This is a genomic window from Salmonella enterica subsp. arizonae, from assembly GCF_008692845.1.
GTDB classification, from domain to species: domain Bacteria; phylum Pseudomonadota; class Gammaproteobacteria; order Enterobacterales; family Enterobacteriaceae; genus Salmonella; species Salmonella arizonae.
This window is the reverse complement of record NZ_VXJW01000008.1, coordinates 95,695-113,825: the sequence shown is the minus strand read 5'-3', so window position 1 is coordinate 113,825 and position 18,131 is coordinate 95,695. Positions and strand designations below refer to the sequence as shown.

Here is an 18,131-nt window from a genome sequence, read left to right as displayed (position 1 = left end):
TTCCATGTTATTGATTTATATGAAATTATAATGATTTTGTATTTTTGATGTAGTCAAAAAGACTATAAATGGTGCTGTCAATATGACACTATGCATTGTCAAAATGACAATGAGGTAGCTATGAGTTTTTCCGTGGAGGTATTGGCGGGCATCGCCATTGAGTTACAACGCGGCATCGGGCATCAGGATCGTTTTCAACGGTTGATTACTACGCTGCGTCAGGTGCTGGCGTGCGACGCCTCGGCGCTGTTGCGTTATGAATCAGGACAATTTATTCCACTGGCGATTGACGGCCTGGCGCAGGACGTTCTCGGCAGGCGTTTTACTCTGGAAGGGCATCCGCGTCTGGAGGCTATCGCCCGTGCGGGGGACGTAGTGCGTTTCCCCGCCGATAGCGATTTGCCCGATCCGTATGACGGGTTAATTCCCGGACAGGAAAGTCTGAAAGTCCACGCCTGTGTTGGGCTGCCGCTGTTTGCCGGGCAGAACCTGATCGGTGCGCTGACCCTTGATGCCATGACGCCGGCGCAATTCGAAGTATTCAGCGATGAAGAGCTGCGGCTTATCGCCGCGCTGGCCGCTGGGGCATTGAGTAATGCGCTGTTGATTGAACAACTGGAAAGCCAGAACATGCTGCCGGGGTCGTCCGCCGCGTTCGAACCGATAAAAGAGACGCACATGATCGGCCTGTCGCCTGCGATGACGCAGTTGAAAAAAGAGATCGAGATTGTGGCGAGCTCCGATCTTAACGTGCTGATCGGCGGTGAAACGGGGACCGGTAAAGAGCTGGTGGCGAAAGCTATTCACCAGGGCTCCCCCAGAGCGGTCAATCCGCTGGTCTATCTCAACTGCGCCGCGCTGCCGGAAAGCGTGGCGGAGAGCGAGTTGTTTGGTCATGTAAAAGGCGCATTTACCGGCGCCATCAGCCACCGTAGCGGAAAGTTCGAAATGGCCGACAACGGTACGCTGTTTCTGGATGAGATTGGCGAACTGTCGCTGGCGCTACAGGCCAAGCTACTTCGCGTGTTGCAGTATGGCGATATTCAGCGCGTCGGCGATGATCGTAGCCTGCGCGTGGATGTGCGGGTGTTGGCGGCGACCAACCGTGACCTGCGTGAAGAGGTGCTGGCGGGGCGTTTTCGCGCCGATCTGTTCCATCGCCTGAGCGTTTTCCCGCTCTTTGTGCCGCCGCTGCGCGAGCGCGGCGATGATGTGGTGTTGCTGGCGGGCTATTTTTGCGAGCAGTGCCGACTGCGGCTGGGGCTGTCCCGCGTGGTGCTGAGTCCCGGCGCGCGCCGCCATTTGCTCAACTATGGCTGGCCGGGCAATGTCCGGGAGCTGGAACATGCCATTCACCGTGCGGTTGTGCTGGCGAGAGCGACCCGGGCAGGGGATGAGGTGATACTGGAGGCGCAGCATTTTGCTTTGTCAGAGGACGTTTTACCCGCGCCGCCTGCGGAAAGCTTTCTGGCGCTGCCGAATTGCCGCAATTTACGCGAATCGACGGAGAACTTCCAGCGAGAGATGATTCGCCAGGCGCTGGCGCAAAATAATCATAACTGGGCGGCCAGCGCGCGGGCGCTGGAAACCGACGTCGCCAACCTGCACCGGCTGGCGAAACGTCTGGGACTGAAGGATTAAATAATCCCCGCCTGGTAGAAATCCTGCAGGTTAATGGCGCCGGTGAGTTTGCCGTTTTCATCGACCACCGGCGCGGCGGTAATTTTGCGTTTCATCAGGAGCTCTTTGGCGTCAATGGCGCGGCTTTGCGCCTGGAGCGTAATCCCGTTGGGCGTCATGGCTTCGCTGACCGGCGTGGTGAGCGCGCCGCCGCTCACCAGCCAGCGACGCAGGTCGCCGTCGGTAAAGACGCCTTTCACAACATGTTGCTCATCGCAAACCGCCACCAGTCCCAGTCCGGTACGGCTAAGTTCCAGCATGGCATCCATCACGCTGGTGGCGAGCATCACCTGCGGTATTGCATCGCCCTGGCGCATCAGGTGATGCACATTATTGAGCAAACGCGCGCCCAGTGCGCCAGCCGGATGCGAACGGGCGAAATCTTCTTCGTTAAAACCGCGCGCCTGCATGACCGCCATCGCCAGCGCATCGCCCATCATCAACGTAGTGACGGTACTGGACGTCGGCGCCAGATGCATCGGGCAGGCTTCACGCTCGACGGAAATATCCAGAACGGCTTTTGCCGCGCGCCCCAGCGGAGAGTGAGGTTTACCGGTCATCGCCAGCAGCGCGACGGATTTATCTTCCAGACGCGGGATGATGAGGTCGAGTTCTTTTGCGCCGCCGGAATAGGAGATAAATAACATCACGTCGCGGCTTTCAATCATCCCCAGATCGCCATGCAGCGCTTCCGCCGGATGAACAAAAAAAGCGGGAGTACCGGTACTGGCAAGCGTCGCGGCGATTTTTTTACCAATGTGGCCTGACTTGCCAATACCGGAAACGATCACTTTGCCTTCACAGTGAATAATGATATTGGCGGCGCGGACAAAATCATCGCCCAGGCGCTCCGGCAGACGGCTGGCTTCCTGTAGCTCCAGCATTAAGGTCTGACGGCCCGCGTGTAGTAGTGCGTCACTCATTGCTTTCTCCGGTTATGATAACGGTAATTCCTTTCTCTTCCAGCGCCTGACGAAATGCCGGATCGATACCCGCGTCCGTGATCAGTTTGTCGACGCTTTCCAGACTGCACACCACATTGGGGCTTTTACGACCAAATTTTGAGGAGTCCGCCATCAGAATCACCTCGCGTGCGGCATTGCACATTGCCTTACTGACGGTGTAAACCTCATTAAACGTGGTCACACCGGCGTTCAGGTCAATACCGTCAGTTCCCATGAAAAGTTTATCAAAGCTGAATTGCTCAAAGGCGTTTTCCGCTAGTTGACCGTGAAACGACGCCGATTTTTTACGGAAGGTGCCGCCGGGCATCAGAATGGTTTGTTCGTTGTCCAGTTCCGATAGCGAGTTGACAATATGTAAACTGTTTGTCATCACCGTGATGTTGCTAAAGCGTGAAAGCAACGGCACCATCTGTAACACGGTACTTCCGGCGTCCAGAATAATAGAGTCGCCGTCATGGATATATTTCACGGCGGTTGCGGCTATCAGCGCTTTTTTGTGGGTATTGATAAGCGTTTTGTGGTCGATAGGCGGATCGGACTCTTCTTTATTCAAGACCACGCCGCCATAGGTACGGATGACGGTTCCGGCATTTTCCAGAATGACCAGATCTTTGCGGATAGTGGTGCCTGTAGTGTCAAAGTACTGGGCCAGTTCTTCAACCGAGCATTTTCCCTGTTTTTGCAGGTGCTCCAGAATCGCGGCCTGACGCTGACGAGGTTTCATAGGCGTGATTACCCTGACTTATGTATGCATTGCGAAATGATAATTTCGCAAGCTATTCGCATTCACAACGAAATTACCCATGTTTCAGTTTAAGCGCCAATGATAGTGCATTCTGCGCGAGCGAATCATGGGGAAAGATCACATCAGGCTGTAATTCATGCAAATGTTTTCCTTGCATTGCGGCAATTTTAACCGGTCTGGCGAATACCGTAAGGCCTTTCATCAATAAAGTGTCCGTCACCCGCTGCTGTTCATCCAGCGCCACGGCAACCACCACCCGGGGCTTAAAACGCCCGCCGGAGCGCCCGACGCCGACCCGCCCCTGCTGGCTAAGTTTATCGAATGCCCGATTAAAGCGGGAGATCTGCCAGCCGCCCAGCGCCAGTTGCGCGCACCAGGCGATAACGGCGACGGTAATCAGAGTGGAAACCATTATGTGCTCCTGTTGTTTTGCCTGATGGCGCCGTAGGCTGGATAAGACGGTTACGTCGCCATCCGGCAATTTACGGTCAGAACATCACTTGACCGCCGGTTACGTTGATCGACTGCCCGGTGCAATAAGACGCTTTCGGGCTGGCATAAAACAGCAGCATGTTCAGCACATCCTGATAATCACACCCGCGTTTGAGCGGTACCTTATCAATGTAATACTGTTCCACCTCGTCGGGTTTAATGCCCAGTTTCGTAGCGTATTGCGGCAGCAATGACTGGAACATCGGCGATTTCAACAAGTTGCCGAGCATCAGCGAATGTACGGTAATGCCATACTCCGCCAGGTCCAGCGCCAGAGACTGGGTTAACCCCACGCCGCCGAATTTCGCCGCGCTGTAGCCGGAGTTGTGTTTACTGCCCACTTTGCCGGATTTAGAGTTAATCTGAATAATGCGCCCCTGAATGCCGTCGCGGATCATCAGGCGGGAAAACTCACGGGCGCAGAGGAAATAACCCACCAGATTCACCTGTAGCGAGCGGTCAAAATCGCCCAACTGGAAATCGCTGATAAACGCCGCTTTGGCGATACCCGCGCTGTAAACCAGCAGATCGACGCGCCCGAAAATCTCGTCTACGCCGCGGGAAAGCGCCAGCACGCTCTGCTCGCTGGTGGCGTCGGCGCCAAAACCATACGCCATGCCTTCGCCAAAATCGGCGTTAATCTCCCGAGCGACATTCGCGGCTTTATCGCTTTGAATATCCACGACCGCCACGCGGTATCCTTCTTCTGCAAGCCCACGGCAAAGGAACGCCCCCAGGGTCTGGCCTCCGCCAATGACAACGGCAACTTGATTCATGTTTTTCTCCTTAAGCGATAAACTTTAAAATACAGCCCGGCGCGATATCGTCCGGTACTGGCCCCGCTACGTGCACGGTGCCGGGAAATTCCGCTTCGCGCAGACCATCGAAGCGCAAAGTGATATGCCCCAGTTCACGCAGGTTTTGCCCGGCCACGCTGCCGACTGCCGTGACTGGATAGCAATGCTGGCCTAGCTCAAACCGCGCGCCAGGCTGCAGCTCGCCGGTCAGTTCGCCATGACAATGGATGAAGCAAAATTCTTCGATATCCGCCGGCGCGCCTTCCCGAAACGTAATCAGCATCTGTTCGCCGAGCGCCTCCATCGCGCTCTGGCCGATACGGGTGATGGTGGTTTGATAAATCACGCTCATGTCTGAACCTCTTATTGATAGATAAAGCCGGAAACAAACCAGGCGATAAGTACAGTCGGCGCGCCAGTCAGGAAGCGTCCGACCAGCACAGAAGGTACGCCGACGCGAACGGTGTCTTGTTTCGCTTCCGCCAGCGACAGGCCGACCGGGATAAAGTCGCAGGCCGCCTGCGCGTTAATCGCGAACAGGGCGGGAAGCGCCAGATGCGGGGGAATATTGCCCAGACCTATCTGAACGCCGATCAGGACGCCAATGACCTGAGCGATAACCGCGCCAGGGCCGAGAAAGGGCGACAGCAGCGGGAAAGAGCAGATCAATGCCAACGTCACCAGCCCCAGTGGATGGCTGGCTAATGGCGCCAGGCCGTGGGCGATCCAGTCGCCAAGACCTGAGGCCATAATGATGCCGATCAGCGCCGAAACGAACGCCATAAACGGCAGGATTGTTTTCAGGACCGTATCAATGGTGTCGCGACCGGACTGGAACAGTACCGCCACGGCGGAGCCCATTCCCATGCCGACTTTTGCCAGCAGCCCGTCGCTCTGCTCGGTGATTTTTTTGCTGGTGTCGTAGTCACGCCCTGCTGTCGCGGCGGCAGGCTGCGGGCTGGCAGACGTTTCGCCGACAAGAGTGAGGTTTTCTTCTTTAACGCCGGAGACGTAAATATCCTCAACAATGTACTGTGCCAGCGGGCCGGACTTACCCGTCGAATGAATATTGATAGTTGGAATCCGGCGTTTCGGGTAGATACCGCAGCGCAGCGTACCGCCGCAGTCGATAATGGCCGCGCCGATCTCTGCTTCCGGCGGTTCGCCTTCTTTAAAACCGTCCACCGCTTGCCAGCCCGTCAGTTGCGCCAGTTTGTCAACAATCGCCGGACGCGTACCGGCTGTGATATAGACGATTTTTTTACCTGACGTAACGTTCAGTTCAAGCGGGCCGCCCCAGCCGCCGGCGCCTTTCTCAATACGAACCCGTGTCATGATGCCGCTCCTGTCAGATGAACTTTCTGATCAAGTTGAATCCCCATTTTTTTCTCAAAAATGGCGGTGGTGAGATCGGTGACCCAACCGCGAAAGAAATTCGTCACCAGACCTACCAGCAGATAGCTCACCGCGAGTGGGCCGAGAGGAAGCCCTAACGTGGTCAGCCCGCTGGCGATCCCCAGATAGACAAACAGTTCGCCGGGATTGATATGCGGAAACAGACCATTCATGGAGTGACAGCTATAAGAGGCCGCCGCGTAATAGCTCGGCTTGTACTTCTCCGGCATAAAGCGTCCCAGACTCAGGGTCATCGGATTACAAAAAACAAACGTCCCAATGCACGGTAAAAGCAGGTAGCGGGATAGCGGATTTCCGGCGCAGCGTTGGGCAAAACGCTCAATACGCTGCTGGCCGATAAAATTGATTAGCGCATTCATGATAACCAGCAGGCTTATCAGTAGCGGAAGAATGCCTGTCACCATACCGGTAAACACCTCTCCGCCTTTCTGAAATAACCCGATGAACCACTCTGCACCATGTGTAATGGTTTCGATCATTGTTCTCTCCTGTAGGGTTTTTAGTTTTCTTACTAACTTCCTATTCATTTTAATCATATCGAAAGATTTAAAAGTGTTATTTTGATCGCAAAGTGAAAGATAAATATTTTAATTTGAAAGTAATGGGGTAAGGAGAGCAGATATAAACAGAAAAGAGGTGAAAGGTGATTTATTCTCTTACGCCGCTTCCTTGTGCGGCGGGGGATGCTTTACCATACTTCTTCCTGGCTGAATTTGTTTAATGGATGTCTCATGTTCAAGCGTCGTTATGTAGCGTTACTTCCTCTTTGTTGCGTATTGCTTGCCGCCTGTAGCGGCACACCAAAATCCTCCAGGACTCAAACGGCGCCGGGAACGCCTTCCGGCGGCTTCCTGCTTGAGCCGCAGCATAACGTCATGCGAATGGGCGGCGACTTCGCCAACAACCCTAATGCGCAGCAGTTCATTGATAAAATGGTCAGTAAACACGGTTTCGACCGTCAGCAACTGCAAGAGATCCTCTCCCAGTCTAAAAAACTGGATTACGTTCTGCGTCTGATGGACAGACAAGCGCCAACCACTCAGCCGCCCGCCGGGCCAAATGGCGCCTGGCTGCGCTACCGCAAACAATTTATTACGCCGGATAACGTGCAAAACGGCGTCGCGTTCTGGAATCAGTATGAAGACGCGCTGAACCGCGCCTGGCAGGTATACGGCGTACCGCCGGAGATTATCGTGGGCATTATCGGCGTGGAAACCCGTTGGGGACGCATCATGGGGAAAACGCGGATTCTGGACGCGCTGGCGACGCTGTCATTTAACTATCCGCGTCGGGCGGAATACTTCTCCGGCGAGCTGGAAACCTTCCTGCTAATGGCGCGCAATGAACAAGATGATCCGCTCAATCTGAAAGGTTCCTTTGCGGGCGCGATGGGCTATGGTCAGTTTATGCCGTCCTCTTATAAAGAATACGCGGTTGATTTTAATGGCGACAATCACATCAACCTATGGGACCCGGTGGATGCTATTGGTAGCGTGGCGAACTATTTCAAGGCGCATGGTTGGGTGAAAGGCGATGTGGTCGCAATACCCGCTAATGGCCAGGCGCCGGGACTGGCAAATGGTTTCAAAACAAAATACAGCGTCTCTCAGCTTGCCGCCGCAGGCTTAACGCCGCAGCAATCGTTGGGCAATCATCAGGAAGCCAGCCTGCTTCGTCTGGATGTCGGTACTGACTACCAGTACTGGTACGGCCTGCCGAATTTCTACGCCATTACCCGCTATAACCACAGCACGCATTATGCGATGGCGGTGTGGCAACTGGGACAGGCGGTAGCGCTGGCACGGGTGCGCTAATTTGTTTTTAGCTTATCCAGCTTTCTTCACTGCCGGATAAGCTATCTAAGTATCGCCATCCGGCAATGTTTTCCGCTGACCAACGAATTTTTCGGAAGCCTACTCGTAAAATCGATAGCTCGTCCCCATCTCTGGCTGGAAAGTGCTATCTTGTCCGGCAGGATTTCTAACTGACAGAGGTCATGATGACTGACAGTGAACTGATGCGCCTTAGCGAACAGGTCGGGCTGGCGTTAAAAACGCGCGGGGCGATCGTAACGACAGCGGAGTCCTGTACCGGCGGCTGGCTGGCGAAAGCCATTACCGATGTCGCCGGAAGTTCCGCCTGGTTTGAGCGCGGCTTTGTCACCTATAGTAATGAAGCTAAAGCGCAGATGATTGGCGTGCGTGAAGAGACACTGGCGCAGCATGGCGCGGTCAGCGAACCCGTGGTGGTAGAAATGGCGATTGGGGCGCTGAAGGCCGCTCGCGCCGATTTTGCTATCGCTATTAGCGGGATTGCCGGGCCGGATGGCGGCAGTGAAGAGAAGCCGGTTGGCACGGTGTGGTTTGCTTTCGCCAGCGTCAGCGGAGAAGGGATTACGCGTCGGGAATGCTTCAGCGGCAACCGTGAATCGGTGCGTCGACAGGCGACGACCTACGCGTTACAAAACCTGTGGCAACAATTTCTACAAAACACTTGATACTGTATGAGCATACAGTATAATTGCTTCAAGAGTACGAAATCACTATCCGGTTCAATACCAAGTTGCATGACAGGAGTAATAATGGCTATCGACGAAAACAAACAGAAAGCGTTGGCGGCAGCACTGGGCCAAATTGAAAAGCAATTTGGTAAAGGCTCCATCATGCGTCTGGGTGAAGACCGCTCTATGGATGTGGAAACTATCTCCACCGGTTCGCTTTCACTGGATATCGCACTCGGTGCGGGCGGTCTGCCGATGGGCCGTATCGTCGAAATTTACGGGCCGGAATCTTCCGGTAAAACGACCCTGACGCTGCAAGTCATTGCCGCAGCGCAGCGTGAAGGTAAAACCTGTGCGTTTATCGATGCGGAACACGCGCTTGACCCCGTTTACGCCCGCAAGCTGGGAGTCGATATCGATAACCTGCTCTGTTCTCAGCCGGACACCGGCGAGCAGGCGCTGGAAATCTGTGACGCGCTGGCGCGTTCAGGCGCGGTGGACGTCATTGTGGTCGACTCCGTAGCGGCGCTAACGCCGAAAGCGGAAATTGAAGGCGAAATCGGCGACTCTCACATGGGCCTCGCGGCGCGTATGATGAGCCAGGCGATGCGTAAGCTGGCGGGGAACCTGAAACAGTCCAACACGCTGTTGATTTTCATCAACCAGATCCGTATGAAGATTGGCGTGATGTTCGGCAACCCGGAAACCACCACCGGCGGTAACGCGCTGAAATTCTACGCCTCTGTTCGTCTTGATATCCGTCGTATCGGCGCGGTGAAAGAGGGAGATAACGTCGTGGGTAGCGAAACGCGCGTGAAAGTAGTGAAAAACAAAATCGCCGCGCCGTTTAAGCAGGCCGAGTTCCAGATCCTCTATGGCGAAGGTATCAACTTCTATGGCGAACTGGTTGACCTGGGCGTGAAAGAGAAGCTGATCGAGAAAGCGGGCGCATGGTACAGCTACAACGGCGAGAAGATTGGTCAGGGTAAAGCGAACGCGACCACGTGGCTGAAAGAGAACCCGGCGACAGCGAAAGAGATCGAGAAAAAAGTGCGTGAATTACTGTTAAGCAATCAGAATTCTTCGCCCGATTTCGCCGTTGACGATAGCGAAGGCGTAGCAGAGACCAACGAAGATTTTTAATCGTCAGGTGATGGTTGGCAGGATAACGCGAAGCTGCCATCGGACAAAATGTTAAATTACTATCAAGGGCTGCATTTATGCGGCCCTTTTGGCATTTACCCTTGTTAAGGTTTTTTATGAGCGAACCAACACCGCGCCGTCCCGCTTATGCTCGTCTTCTTGACCGTGCGGTACGCATCCTTGCCGTCCGCGATCACAGCGAGCAGGAGCTGCGGCGTAAACTCTCCGCGCCGGTGATGGGAAAAAATGGGCCGGAAGAGATCGATGCGACGCCAGATGATTACGAGCGTGTGATCTCCTGGTGCCACGAACATCACTATCTTGACGACAACCGTTTTGTCATACGCTTTATCGCCAGTCGTAGCCGCAAAGGATACGGCCCGGCGCGTATTCGCCAGGAGCTGAATCAGAAAGGCATCGCCCGCGAATCGACTGAAAAAGCGATGCGCGAATGTGACATTGACTGGAGTGAAATGGCGCGTGAACAGGCTGTTCGCAAATATGGCGAGCCGCTCCCTTCAACATTTTCAGAAAAGGTTAAGGTACAGCGCTTTTTACTCTATCGCGGGTATCTGATGGACGATATTCAGGAGATATGGCGAAATTTTGCAGATTGAGCGCATACGGGATTTTACTTCCCGGTAAAGAAAACTTATCTTATTCCCACTTTTTCCGTCTGGACGCGAGTTGCTTAACGGCGAGCAGCGTCTGCGACGACTATTCCTTAAATACACAAAATCATTCAAGCCGCATCAAGGCGGTAAGTGAGCCTCGGGAACATATCGAAGTTAGCGACCGGGGAATTCGCAGCCAGCGCAGAGAAGGCTTGAAGGAGAACGTGTAGCTTAATTTCAGGATAATTATGAGCAAGAGCACCGCTGAGATCCGTCAGGCGTTTCTCGACTTTTTCCATAGTAAAGGACATCAGGTAGTTGCCAGCAGTTCCCTGGTGCCTAACAATGACCCCACGCTGTTGTTTACCAATGCCGGGATGAACCAGTTCAAGGATGTTTTCCTTGGGCTTGATAAGCGTAATTATTCCCGTGCAACCACTTCCCAACGCTGTGTACGCGCGGGGGGGAAACACAACGATCTGGAAAACGTCGGATACACTGCACGTCACCATACATTCTTCGAAATGCTGGGCAACTTCAGCTTCGGCGATTACTTCAAACACGACGCCATTCAGTTCGCATGGGAATTGTTGACCGGTGAAAACTGGTTTGCTTTGCCAAAAGAGCGTTTGTGGGTCACCGTCTATGAAACCGACGACGAAGCCTATGGTATCTGGGAAAAAGAAGTCGGCATTCCACGCGAGCGTATCATCCGCATCGGTGACAATAAAGGCGCGCCATACGCATCGGATAACTTCTGGCAGATGGGCGACACCGGCCCGTGCGGTCCATGCACCGAAATCTTCTACGATCATGGCGACCACATCTGGGGCGGCCCTCCGGGAAGCCCGGAAGAAGACGGCGATCGCTATATTGAGATCTGGAACATCGTCTTTATGCAGTTCAACCGTCAGGCCGACGGTACCATGGAACCGTTGCCGAAACCGTCTGTAGATACCGGTATGGGGCTGGAGCGTATTGCCGCGGTATTGCAGCACGTTAACTCTAACTATGAAATCGACCTGTTCCGCACGTTGATTGAAGCAGTAGCGAAAGTGACCGGCGCCACCGATCTCAGCAATAAATCGCTGCGTGTTATCGCCGACCACATCCGTTCCTGCGCATTCCTGGTTGCCGATGGCGTGTTGCCGTCGAATGAAAACCGTGGCTATGTGCTACGTCGCATTATTCGTCGCGCGGTTCGTCACGGCAACATGCTGGGGGCGAAAGAGACCTTCTTCTACAAGCTGGTTGGGCCGCTGATTGAGGTAATGGGCTCCGCAGGCGAAGAGTTGAAACGTCAGCAGGCGCAGGTCGAGCAGGTTCTGAAAACGGAAGAAGAGCAGTTCGCCCGTACGCTGGAGCGCGGTCTGGCGCTGCTGGATGAAGAACTGGCGAAATTGCAGGGCGACACCCTGGACGGCGAAACCGCTTTCCGTCTGTATGATACTTATGGTTTCCCGGTTGATCTAACGGCGGACGTATGCCGTGAGCGCGATATCAAAGTCGACGAAGCCGGTTTTGAAACCGCTATGGAAGAGCAACGTCGTCGCGCGCGCGAAGCCAGCGGTTTTGGCGCAGACTACAACGCAATGATCCGTGTTGACAGCGCTTCTGAATTTAAAGGTTATGACCATCTGGAACTGAATGGCAAAGTCACTGCGCTGTTTGTCGATGGTAAAGCGGTTGAGGCGATTAATGCGGGACAGGAAGCCGTTGTCGTGCTGGATCAAACCCCATTTTATGCGGAATCAGGCGGTCAGGTCGGCGATAAAGGCGAGCTGAAAGGCGTTGGGTTTACCTTCGCGGTGAACGACACGCAAAAATATGGCCAGGCGATTGGTCACCTCGGAAAATTGTCCGCAGGCGCTTTGAAAGTGGGCGATGTGGTACAGGCTGACGTGGATGAGGCGCGCCGCGCACGTATCCGTCTGAACCACTCCGCCACGCACCTGATGCACGCGGCGTTGCGCCAGGTGCTTGGGGCACACGTTGCGCAGAAAGGTTCGCTGGTTAGCGATAAAGTATTGCGCTTCGACTTCTCGCACAATGAAGCGATGAAACCGTCAGAGATCCGCGAGGTTGAAGATTTGGTGAATGCGCAAATCCGTCGTAACTTGCCAATCGAAACGCATATTATGGAGCTTGAGGCGGCAAAAGCGAAAGGCGCCATGGCGCTGTTTGGCGAGAAATATGACGAACGCGTACGCGTATTGAGCATGGGCGATTTCTCCACCGAGTTGTGCGGCGGTACCCACGCCCGCCGTACCGGTGATATCGGTCTGTTCCGTATTATCTCTGAGTCTGGCACCGCAGCGGGCGTTCGTCGTATTGAGGCGGTAACCGGTGAAGGCGCTATGGCCACCGTTCATGCGCAAAGCGATCGCTTAAACGATATTGCGCATCTGCTGAAGGGCGACAGCCAGAATCTGGGCGACAAAGTGCGTGCCGTGCTGGAACGTTCGCGTCAGTTGGAGAAAGAGTTGCAGCAGTTGAAGGACCAGGCCGCAGCGCAGGAGAGCGCGAATCTTTCCAGTAAAGCGGTCGATCTCAACGGCGTGAAGCTCCTGGTCAGCGAGCTTGCTGGCGTTGAGCCTAAAATGCTGCGAACCATGGTTGATGATCTGAAAAATCAACTGGGGTCTACCGTTATCGTACTGGCAACGGTTGTTGAAGGTAAGGTTTCTCTGATTGCGGGCGTGTCGAAGGATGTGACCGACCGGGTAAAAGCAGGGGAGCTGATTGGTATGGTCGCTCAGCAGGTGGGCGGTAAGGGGGGCGGTCGTCCGGATATGGCGCAAGCCGGTGGTACGGATGCGGCAGCTCTGCCTGCAGCGTTAGCCAGTGTACAAGGCTGGGTCAGCGCAAAATTGCAATAATTATAAGCGTTCGTAAACGCCGCAGCCCATGCTGCGGCGTTTACGTCGACGCTATCGACAACGATAAAGTCAGGTTGAAGTTTTGTATATCGGCTAAACTTAGGTTTAACAGAATGTAATGCCATGACCGCTTATACCTAAGGTGTTTGTCATCGCTTACTTTTTGGCGTTATATGATGGATAATGCCGGGATACAGAGAGACCCGACTCTTTTAATCTTTCAAGGAGCAAAGAATGCTGATTCTGACTCGTCGAGTTGGTGAGACCCTCATGATTGGCGATGAGGTCACCGTGACAGTTTTAGGGGTGAAGGGCAACCAGGTACGTATTGGCGTGAACGCCCCGAAAGAAGTTTCTGTCCATCGTGAAGAGATCTACCAGCGTATCCAGGCTGAAAAATCCCAGCAGTCCAGTTACTAAGGTTTTTGCGTCTCACGTTCGGGTGAGACGCAGCCTCTCTTTTTGTTCGTCAACGTTGTCCTTCATGACCTTTTTCAACCTCATTTCTACTATGTTGTGCTTTTGACTACATTGATGTTGCCAGCATTTTGTCAAATTATCTGTTGATAAAACACTCTTTTTGGTTTTTTTACAGACTAATTGAGCGTGAAGTGTGCAAACGATAAAGGCTCTGGAAAAATTGTTTGACTTATAAGTCCCAGAAAGTAATATGTGCGCCACGCAGCGACGATGAGCAGAAACAAGTTCTTCGAAGCACTCGTAAGAGGCGTGTGGTGAGGTGGCCGAGAGGCTGAAGGCGCTCCCCTGCTAAGGGAGTATGCGGTCAAAAGCTGCATCCGGGGTTCGAATCCCCGCCTCACCGCCATTTTGCATCCGTAGCTCAGCTGGATAGAGTACTCGGCTACGAACCGAGCGGTCGGAGGTTCGAATCCTCCCGGATGCACCATCTTACTGGTACAGCTTTCGCAGCAGTATCAAAATCTGCAGTAAAGTAAGTTTCCCGATGCATCCGTAGCTCAGCTGGATAGAGTACTCGGCTACGAACCGAGCGGTCGGAGGTTCGAATCCTCCCGGATGCACCATCTCTTACTTGATACGGCTTTCATCGCGGTATCAATATCAGCAGTAAAGCAAGTTTTCCGATGCATCCGTAGCTCAGCTGGATAGAGTACTCGGCTACGAACCGAGCGGTCGGAGGTTCGAATCCTCCCGGATGCACCATCTCTTACTTGATACGGCTTTCACCGCGGTATCAATATCGGCAGTAAAGCAAGTTTTCCGAAGCATCCGTAGCTCAGCTGGATAGAGTACTCGGCTACGAACCGAGCGGTCGGAGGTTCGAATCCTCCCGGATGCACCATATTCTCCGTACTTTGAGCGATGCGGATAGCGGTAATAACCGCAGGCACCAGGAAGGATAACGTTGCTTCAGCAACGACCCGAAGGGCGAGCCGTAAGGCGAGTAATCCTCCCGGATGCACCATTTCCCTGCGATTCGTTTTCTCTTAATCCTGAACGTTCCCCTTCATCTCTATCCGCGACAAAATCAAGCAATTGCGATAAAGTACTGTCTGGTTATTCGGTTTGTGAGAACACGATGTACGCACGTTATGCTGGTTTGATTTTTGATATGGACGGTACTCTCTTGGATACCGAACCAACGCATCGTAAAGCGTGGCGTGAGGTATTGGGACGCTATGGTCTTCGTTTTGACAAACAGGCGATGGTCGCGCTTAACGGTTCGCCAACCTGGCGTATCGCCCAGTCAATCATTGAGCTTAACCATGCCGACCTCGATCCCCGATCGCTGGCGCGTGAAAAAACTGATACGGTAAAAAGTATCCTGCTTGATTGCGTAGAACCGCTGCCGTTGGTTGAGGTAGTCAAGGCGTGGTATGGACGTCGTCCCCTGTCGGTCGGTACTGGCAGCGAAAGCGCCATTGCGGAAGCCTTACTAGTGCATCTGGGGCTGCGCCGCTATTTTGATGCGGTTGTGGCGGCAGACCACGTCCAGCACCACAAACCAGCGCCTGATACCTTCTTACTGTGCGCGCAGCGGATGGGCGTCATGCCAGCGCAGTGCGTGGTATTTGAAGATGCCGATTTTGGTTTACAGGCGGCGCGGGCGGCAGGGATGGATGCCGTAGATGTTCGACTATTGTGAGTGACGGACTGTCGCTCCTGTCTCTGTTTGCCAGTAGTTTTCTCAGCGCAACGCTGTTACCCGGTAATTCTGAAGTTGTTTTGGTTGCCATGATGGTCTCAGGAGTAAGTCATCCCTGGATCTTAGTCTTAACAGCAACAATGGGTAATAGCCTTGGAGGGGTAACTAACGTTATTCTTGGGCGTTTCTTTCCACTGCGCAAAACATCGCGCTGGCAAGAAAAAGCGGCTGGCTGGCTAAAGCGTTATGGCGCAGCCACACTATTATTAAGCTGGATGCCGATAATCGGTGATTTGTTGTGCCTGTTAGCGGGATGGATGCGCATCCCGTGGGGGCGGACGATCTTTTTTTTGTGTCTTGGTAAGGCGCTGCGCTATGTTGCGCTCGCAGCGGCGACGATTCAGGGCATGATGTGGTGGTAATAATTGTAGGTTTGGCAATGCATAGTCGCCATTACAGTTATGCTTATTAAAACGATTTTGACAGGCGGGAGGTCAATTTGATCCCGGACGTATCACAGGCTCTGGCCTGGCTGGAAAAACATCCTCAGGCGTTAAAGGGGATACAGCGCGGGTTAGAGCGCGAAACGCTGCGTGTAAATGCTGATGGCACGCTGGCGACAACAGGTCATCCTGAAGCGTTAGGTTCGGCGCTGACCCATAAATGGATTACTACGGATTTTGCGGAAGCCCTGCTGGAATTTATTACGCCAGTCGATGGAGATATCCAGCATATGCTCACCTTTATGCGCGACCTCCACCGTTATACGGCCAGGAAACTGGGCGATGAGCGGATGTGGCCATTAAGTATGCCCTGCTATATTGCGGAAGGGCAGGACATTGAGCTGGCGCAGTATGGCACATCCAATACGGGGCGCTTTAAAACACTCTATCGCGAAGGGCTGAAAAATCGTTATGGCGCTTTGATGCAAACCATCTCCGGCGTACATTACAATTTTTCATTACCGATGGCATTCTGGCAGGCGAAATGCGGCGTTACGGAAGGCGACGCGGCAAAAGAAAAAATTTCTGCCGGCTATTTCCGCCTGATTCGCAACTATTACCGTTTTGGCTGGGTTATCCCCTATCTGTTTGGCGCTTCTCCGGCCATTTGTTCATCTTTCCTGCAAGGAAAGCCGACCACATTACCGTTTGAAAAAACGGACTGCGGTATGTACTACCTGCCATATGCGACGTCACTGCGTTTGAGCGATTTGGGCTATACCAATAAGTCGCAAAGCAATCTGGGTATTACGTTTAACGATCTACATGAATATGTTGCAGGCCTGAAGCGGGCGATTAAAACGCCGTCAGAAGAGTATGTGCAGATTGGTCTGGAAAAAGACGGTAAACGGCTACAGATTAACAGCAACGTTCTGCAAATTGAAAATGAATTGTATGCGCCCATTCGTCCCAAACGTGTGACGCGCAGCGGCGAATCGCCTTCAGATGCGCTGTTACGCGGCGGTATTGAGTATATTGAAGTACGCTCTCTGGATATCAATCCATTTTCACCGATCGGCGTGGATGAACAGCAGGTGCGCTTCCTCGATCTCTTTATGGTCTGGTGTGTATTGGCCGATGCGCCAGAGATGAGCAGCAGCGAGTTGCTGTGTACGCGCGCCAACTGGAATCGCGTTATTCTGGAAGGTCGCAAACCCGGCCTTACCCTGGGGATTGGCTGTGAAACCGCGCAGTTCCCGCTGCCTAAAGTAGGGAAAGATCTCTTCCGCGATCTGAGACGCGTGGCGCAAACGCTGGATAGTATCCACGGGGGAGAGGATTATCAGAAAGTCTGCGACGAACTGGTTGCCTGTTTTGATAATCCGGAGCTGACGTTCTCCGCACGCATTTTGCGCTCAATGATTGATACCGGTATTGGCGGTACCGGGAAAGCGTTCGGCGAAGCTTACCGTAATCTGTTACGCGAAGAGCCGCTGGAGATTTTGCAGGAAGCAGAGTTTATTGCTGAACGTGACGCTTCAGTACGTCGTCAGCAGGAGATTGAGGCGGCGGATACCGAGCCGTTTGCCGCGTGGCTTGCAAAGCACGCCTGACCCAAAAGAAAAAGGCCACTCGTGGAGTGGCCAAAATTTCATCACTGAAAACAGGGATGATGATAACAAATGCGCGTCTTTCATATACTCAGACTCGCCCCGGAACAAAGAGTTCAGTTTATTTTTAAAAAATTATCGGAGGTGACTAAATGCCATTGTTAGATAGCTTCGCAGTCGATCATACCCGGATGCAAGCGCCGGCGGTACGCGTGGCAAAAACGATGAATACCCCGCATGGTGATACCATCACCGTTTTCGATCTGCGTTTCTGCGTCCCGAATAAAGAAGTGATGCCGGAAAAAGGGATTCATACTCTTGAGCACCTGTTTGCTGGCTTTATGCGCGATCACCTCAACGGCAACGGGGTAGAGATTATTGATATCTCGCCGATGGGGTGTCGCACCGGTTTCTACATGAGCCTGATCGGTACGCCCGACGAGCAGCGCGTTGCTGACGCGTGGAAAGCGGCAATGGCCGACGTACTGAAAGTGCAGGATCAAAACCAGATCCCGGAATTAAACGTTTATCAGTGCGGTACATGGCAGATGCACTCCCTGAACGAAGCGCAGGAAATCGCCCGCCATATTCTGGACTGTGATATTCGCGTGAATAACAATACAGAGTTGGCGCTCCCGAAAGAGAAGTTGCAGGAATTGCACATTTAGTTGTGCCCTTGCTGCCCGGTGGCGCTGCTGACATGTTGGGCAGGAGCTGCGTTG

General features: G+C 53.5%; 18 protein-coding genes and 5 tRNA genes. 16 read left to right on the top strand and 7 right to left on the bottom strand.

Features of this window, described 5'->3' with window-relative positions; translation table 11 throughout:
- The first annotated feature begins 120 nt into the window (after window positions 1-120).
- Window positions 121-1,641 (top strand): nitric oxide reductase transcriptional regulator NorR, encoded by a 1,521-nt coding sequence (norR, locus tag F4V61_RS15950; protein WP_058819070.1) that lies wholly within the window; start codon window positions 121-123, stop codon window positions 1,639-1,641.
- Here the strand turns inward: norR and gutQ are convergent.
- The 7 genes from gutQ to srlA form a co-directional block, all read right to left on the bottom strand.
- Window positions 1,638-2,603, bottom strand: coding sequence for an arabinose-5-phosphate isomerase GutQ (gene gutQ, locus F4V61_RS15945; RefSeq protein WP_038394712.1), 966 nt, complete (start codon window positions 2,601-2,603; stop codon window positions 1,638-1,640). The two genes, norR and gutQ, sit on opposite strands and share 4 nt — an antisense overlap.
- A complete protein-coding gene (gene srlR / locus F4V61_RS15940) occupies window positions 2,596-3,369 on the bottom strand; it encodes a glucitol operon DNA-binding transcriptional repressor SrlR (protein WP_000804538.1) in 774 nt (257 codons plus the stop codon). Before srlR ends, gutQ begins: the two co-directional genes overlap by 8 nt.
- A gap of 73 nt (window positions 3,370-3,442) precedes the next feature.
- Complete coding sequence (gene gutM / locus F4V61_RS15935; protein ID WP_000255198.1) at window positions 3,443-3,802, bottom strand: transcriptional regulator GutM; 360 nt, start codon at window positions 3,800-3,802, stop codon at window positions 3,443-3,445.
- Window positions 3,803-3,878: 76 nt separating this feature from the next.
- Window positions 3,879-4,658 carry a sorbitol-6-phosphate dehydrogenase gene (srlD, locus tag F4V61_RS15930; protein WP_001077375.1) on the bottom strand — a complete coding sequence of 260 codons (780 nt, stop codon included), beginning with the start codon at window positions 4,656-4,658 and terminating at the stop codon, window positions 3,879-3,881.
- Window positions 4,659-4,668: 10 nt separating this feature from the next.
- Window positions 4,669-5,031, bottom strand: a complete 363-nt coding sequence (srlB, locus tag F4V61_RS15925; RefSeq protein ID WP_079828584.1) for a PTS glucitol/sorbitol transporter subunit IIA — start codon at window positions 5,029-5,031, stop codon at window positions 4,669-4,671.
- Window positions 5,032-5,042: 11 nt separating this feature from the next.
- Entirely contained in the window at window positions 5,043-6,014 is a 972-nt protein-coding gene (gene srlE / locus F4V61_RS15920) for a PTS glucitol/sorbitol transporter subunit IIB (RefSeq protein ID WP_000199048.1), read from the bottom strand.
- The gene (gene srlA, locus F4V61_RS15915; RefSeq protein WP_000573331.1) at window positions 6,011-6,574 is read right to left on the bottom strand and encodes a PTS glucitol/sorbitol transporter subunit IIC; all 564 of its coding nucleotides are present in this window, start codon (window positions 6,572-6,574) and stop codon (window positions 6,011-6,013) included. Before srlA ends, srlE begins: the two co-directional genes overlap by 4 nt.
- Window positions 6,575-6,826: 252 nt before the next feature.
- Here srlA and mltB point away from each other — a divergent pair, with 252 nt between their 5' ends.
- The 15 genes from mltB (at window position 6,827) to luxS (ending at window position 18,077) form a co-directional block, all read left to right on the top strand.
- Window positions 6,827-7,909, top strand: a complete 1,083-nt coding sequence (gene mltB / locus F4V61_RS15910; RefSeq protein ID WP_000476810.1) for a lytic murein transglycosylase B — start codon at window positions 6,827-6,829, stop codon at window positions 7,907-7,909.
- Between the two features lie 185 nt (window positions 7,910-8,094).
- Window positions 8,095-8,592, top strand: a complete 498-nt coding sequence (pncC, locus tag F4V61_RS15905) for a nicotinamide-nucleotide amidase (protein ID WP_024131773.1) — start codon at window positions 8,095-8,097, stop codon at window positions 8,590-8,592.
- Window positions 8,593-8,676: 84 nt separating this feature from the next.
- Window positions 8,677-9,738 carry a recombinase RecA gene (recA, locus tag F4V61_RS15900; protein WP_000963149.1) on the top strand — a complete coding sequence of 354 codons (1,062 nt, stop codon included), beginning with the start codon at window positions 8,677-8,679 and terminating at the stop codon, window positions 9,736-9,738.
- Window positions 9,739-9,854: 116 nt separating this feature from the next.
- On the top strand, window positions 9,855-10,355 hold the full coding sequence (recX, locus tag F4V61_RS15895; RefSeq protein WP_001294855.1) for a recombination regulator RecX: 501 nt from the start codon (window positions 9,855-9,857) through the stop codon (window positions 10,353-10,355).
- A 245-nt stretch (window positions 10,356-10,600) separates the two neighbouring features.
- Window positions 10,601-13,231 (top strand): alanine--tRNA ligase, encoded by a 2,631-nt coding sequence (gene alaS / locus F4V61_RS15885; RefSeq protein ID WP_058345880.1) that lies wholly within the window; start codon window positions 10,601-10,603, stop codon window positions 13,229-13,231.
- A gap of 234 nt (window positions 13,232-13,465) precedes the next feature.
- Window positions 13,466-13,651, top strand: a complete 186-nt coding sequence (csrA, locus tag F4V61_RS15880) for a carbon storage regulator CsrA (protein ID WP_000906486.1) — start codon at window positions 13,466-13,468, stop codon at window positions 13,649-13,651.
- Window positions 13,652-13,964: 313 nt separating this feature from the next.
- Window positions 13,965-14,057: transfer RNA gene (locus tag F4V61_RS15875), tRNA-Ser, on the top strand.
- Between the two features lie 4 nt (window positions 14,058-14,061).
- Window positions 14,062-14,138, top strand: a tRNA-Arg gene (locus F4V61_RS15870).
- Between the two features lie 59 nt (window positions 14,139-14,197).
- Window positions 14,198-14,274 (top strand) — tRNA-Arg (locus F4V61_RS15865).
- A 62-nt stretch (window positions 14,275-14,336) separates the two neighbouring features.
- A tRNA-Arg gene (locus F4V61_RS15860) sits at window positions 14,337-14,413 on the top strand.
- 62 nt (window positions 14,414-14,475) lie between these two features.
- A tRNA-Arg gene (locus F4V61_RS15855) sits at window positions 14,476-14,552 on the top strand.
- A gap of 237 nt (window positions 14,553-14,789) precedes the next feature.
- Complete coding sequence (gene yqaB, locus F4V61_RS15850) at window positions 14,790-15,356, top strand: fructose-1-phosphate/6-phosphogluconate phosphatase (RefSeq protein WP_058345881.1); 567 nt, start codon at window positions 14,790-14,792, stop codon at window positions 15,354-15,356.
- Complete coding sequence (locus tag F4V61_RS15845; RefSeq protein WP_001279501.1) at window positions 15,353-15,778, top strand: YqaA family protein; 426 nt, start codon at window positions 15,353-15,355, stop codon at window positions 15,776-15,778. The genes yqaB and F4V61_RS15845 overlap by 4 nt, the downstream gene beginning before the upstream one ends.
- 77 nt (window positions 15,779-15,855) lie before the next feature.
- Window positions 15,856-17,412 (top strand): glutamate--cysteine ligase, encoded by a 1,557-nt coding sequence (gene gshA / locus F4V61_RS15840; RefSeq protein WP_038394720.1) that lies wholly within the window; start codon window positions 15,856-15,858, stop codon window positions 17,410-17,412.
- 149 nt (window positions 17,413-17,561) lie between these two features.
- Window positions 17,562-18,077: an S-ribosylhomocysteine lyase gene (gene luxS / locus F4V61_RS15835; protein WP_001130198.1), complete on the top strand. Its 516-nt coding sequence runs from the start codon at window positions 17,562-17,564 to the stop codon at window positions 18,075-18,077.
- Window positions 18,078-18,131: the final 54 nt, after the last annotated feature.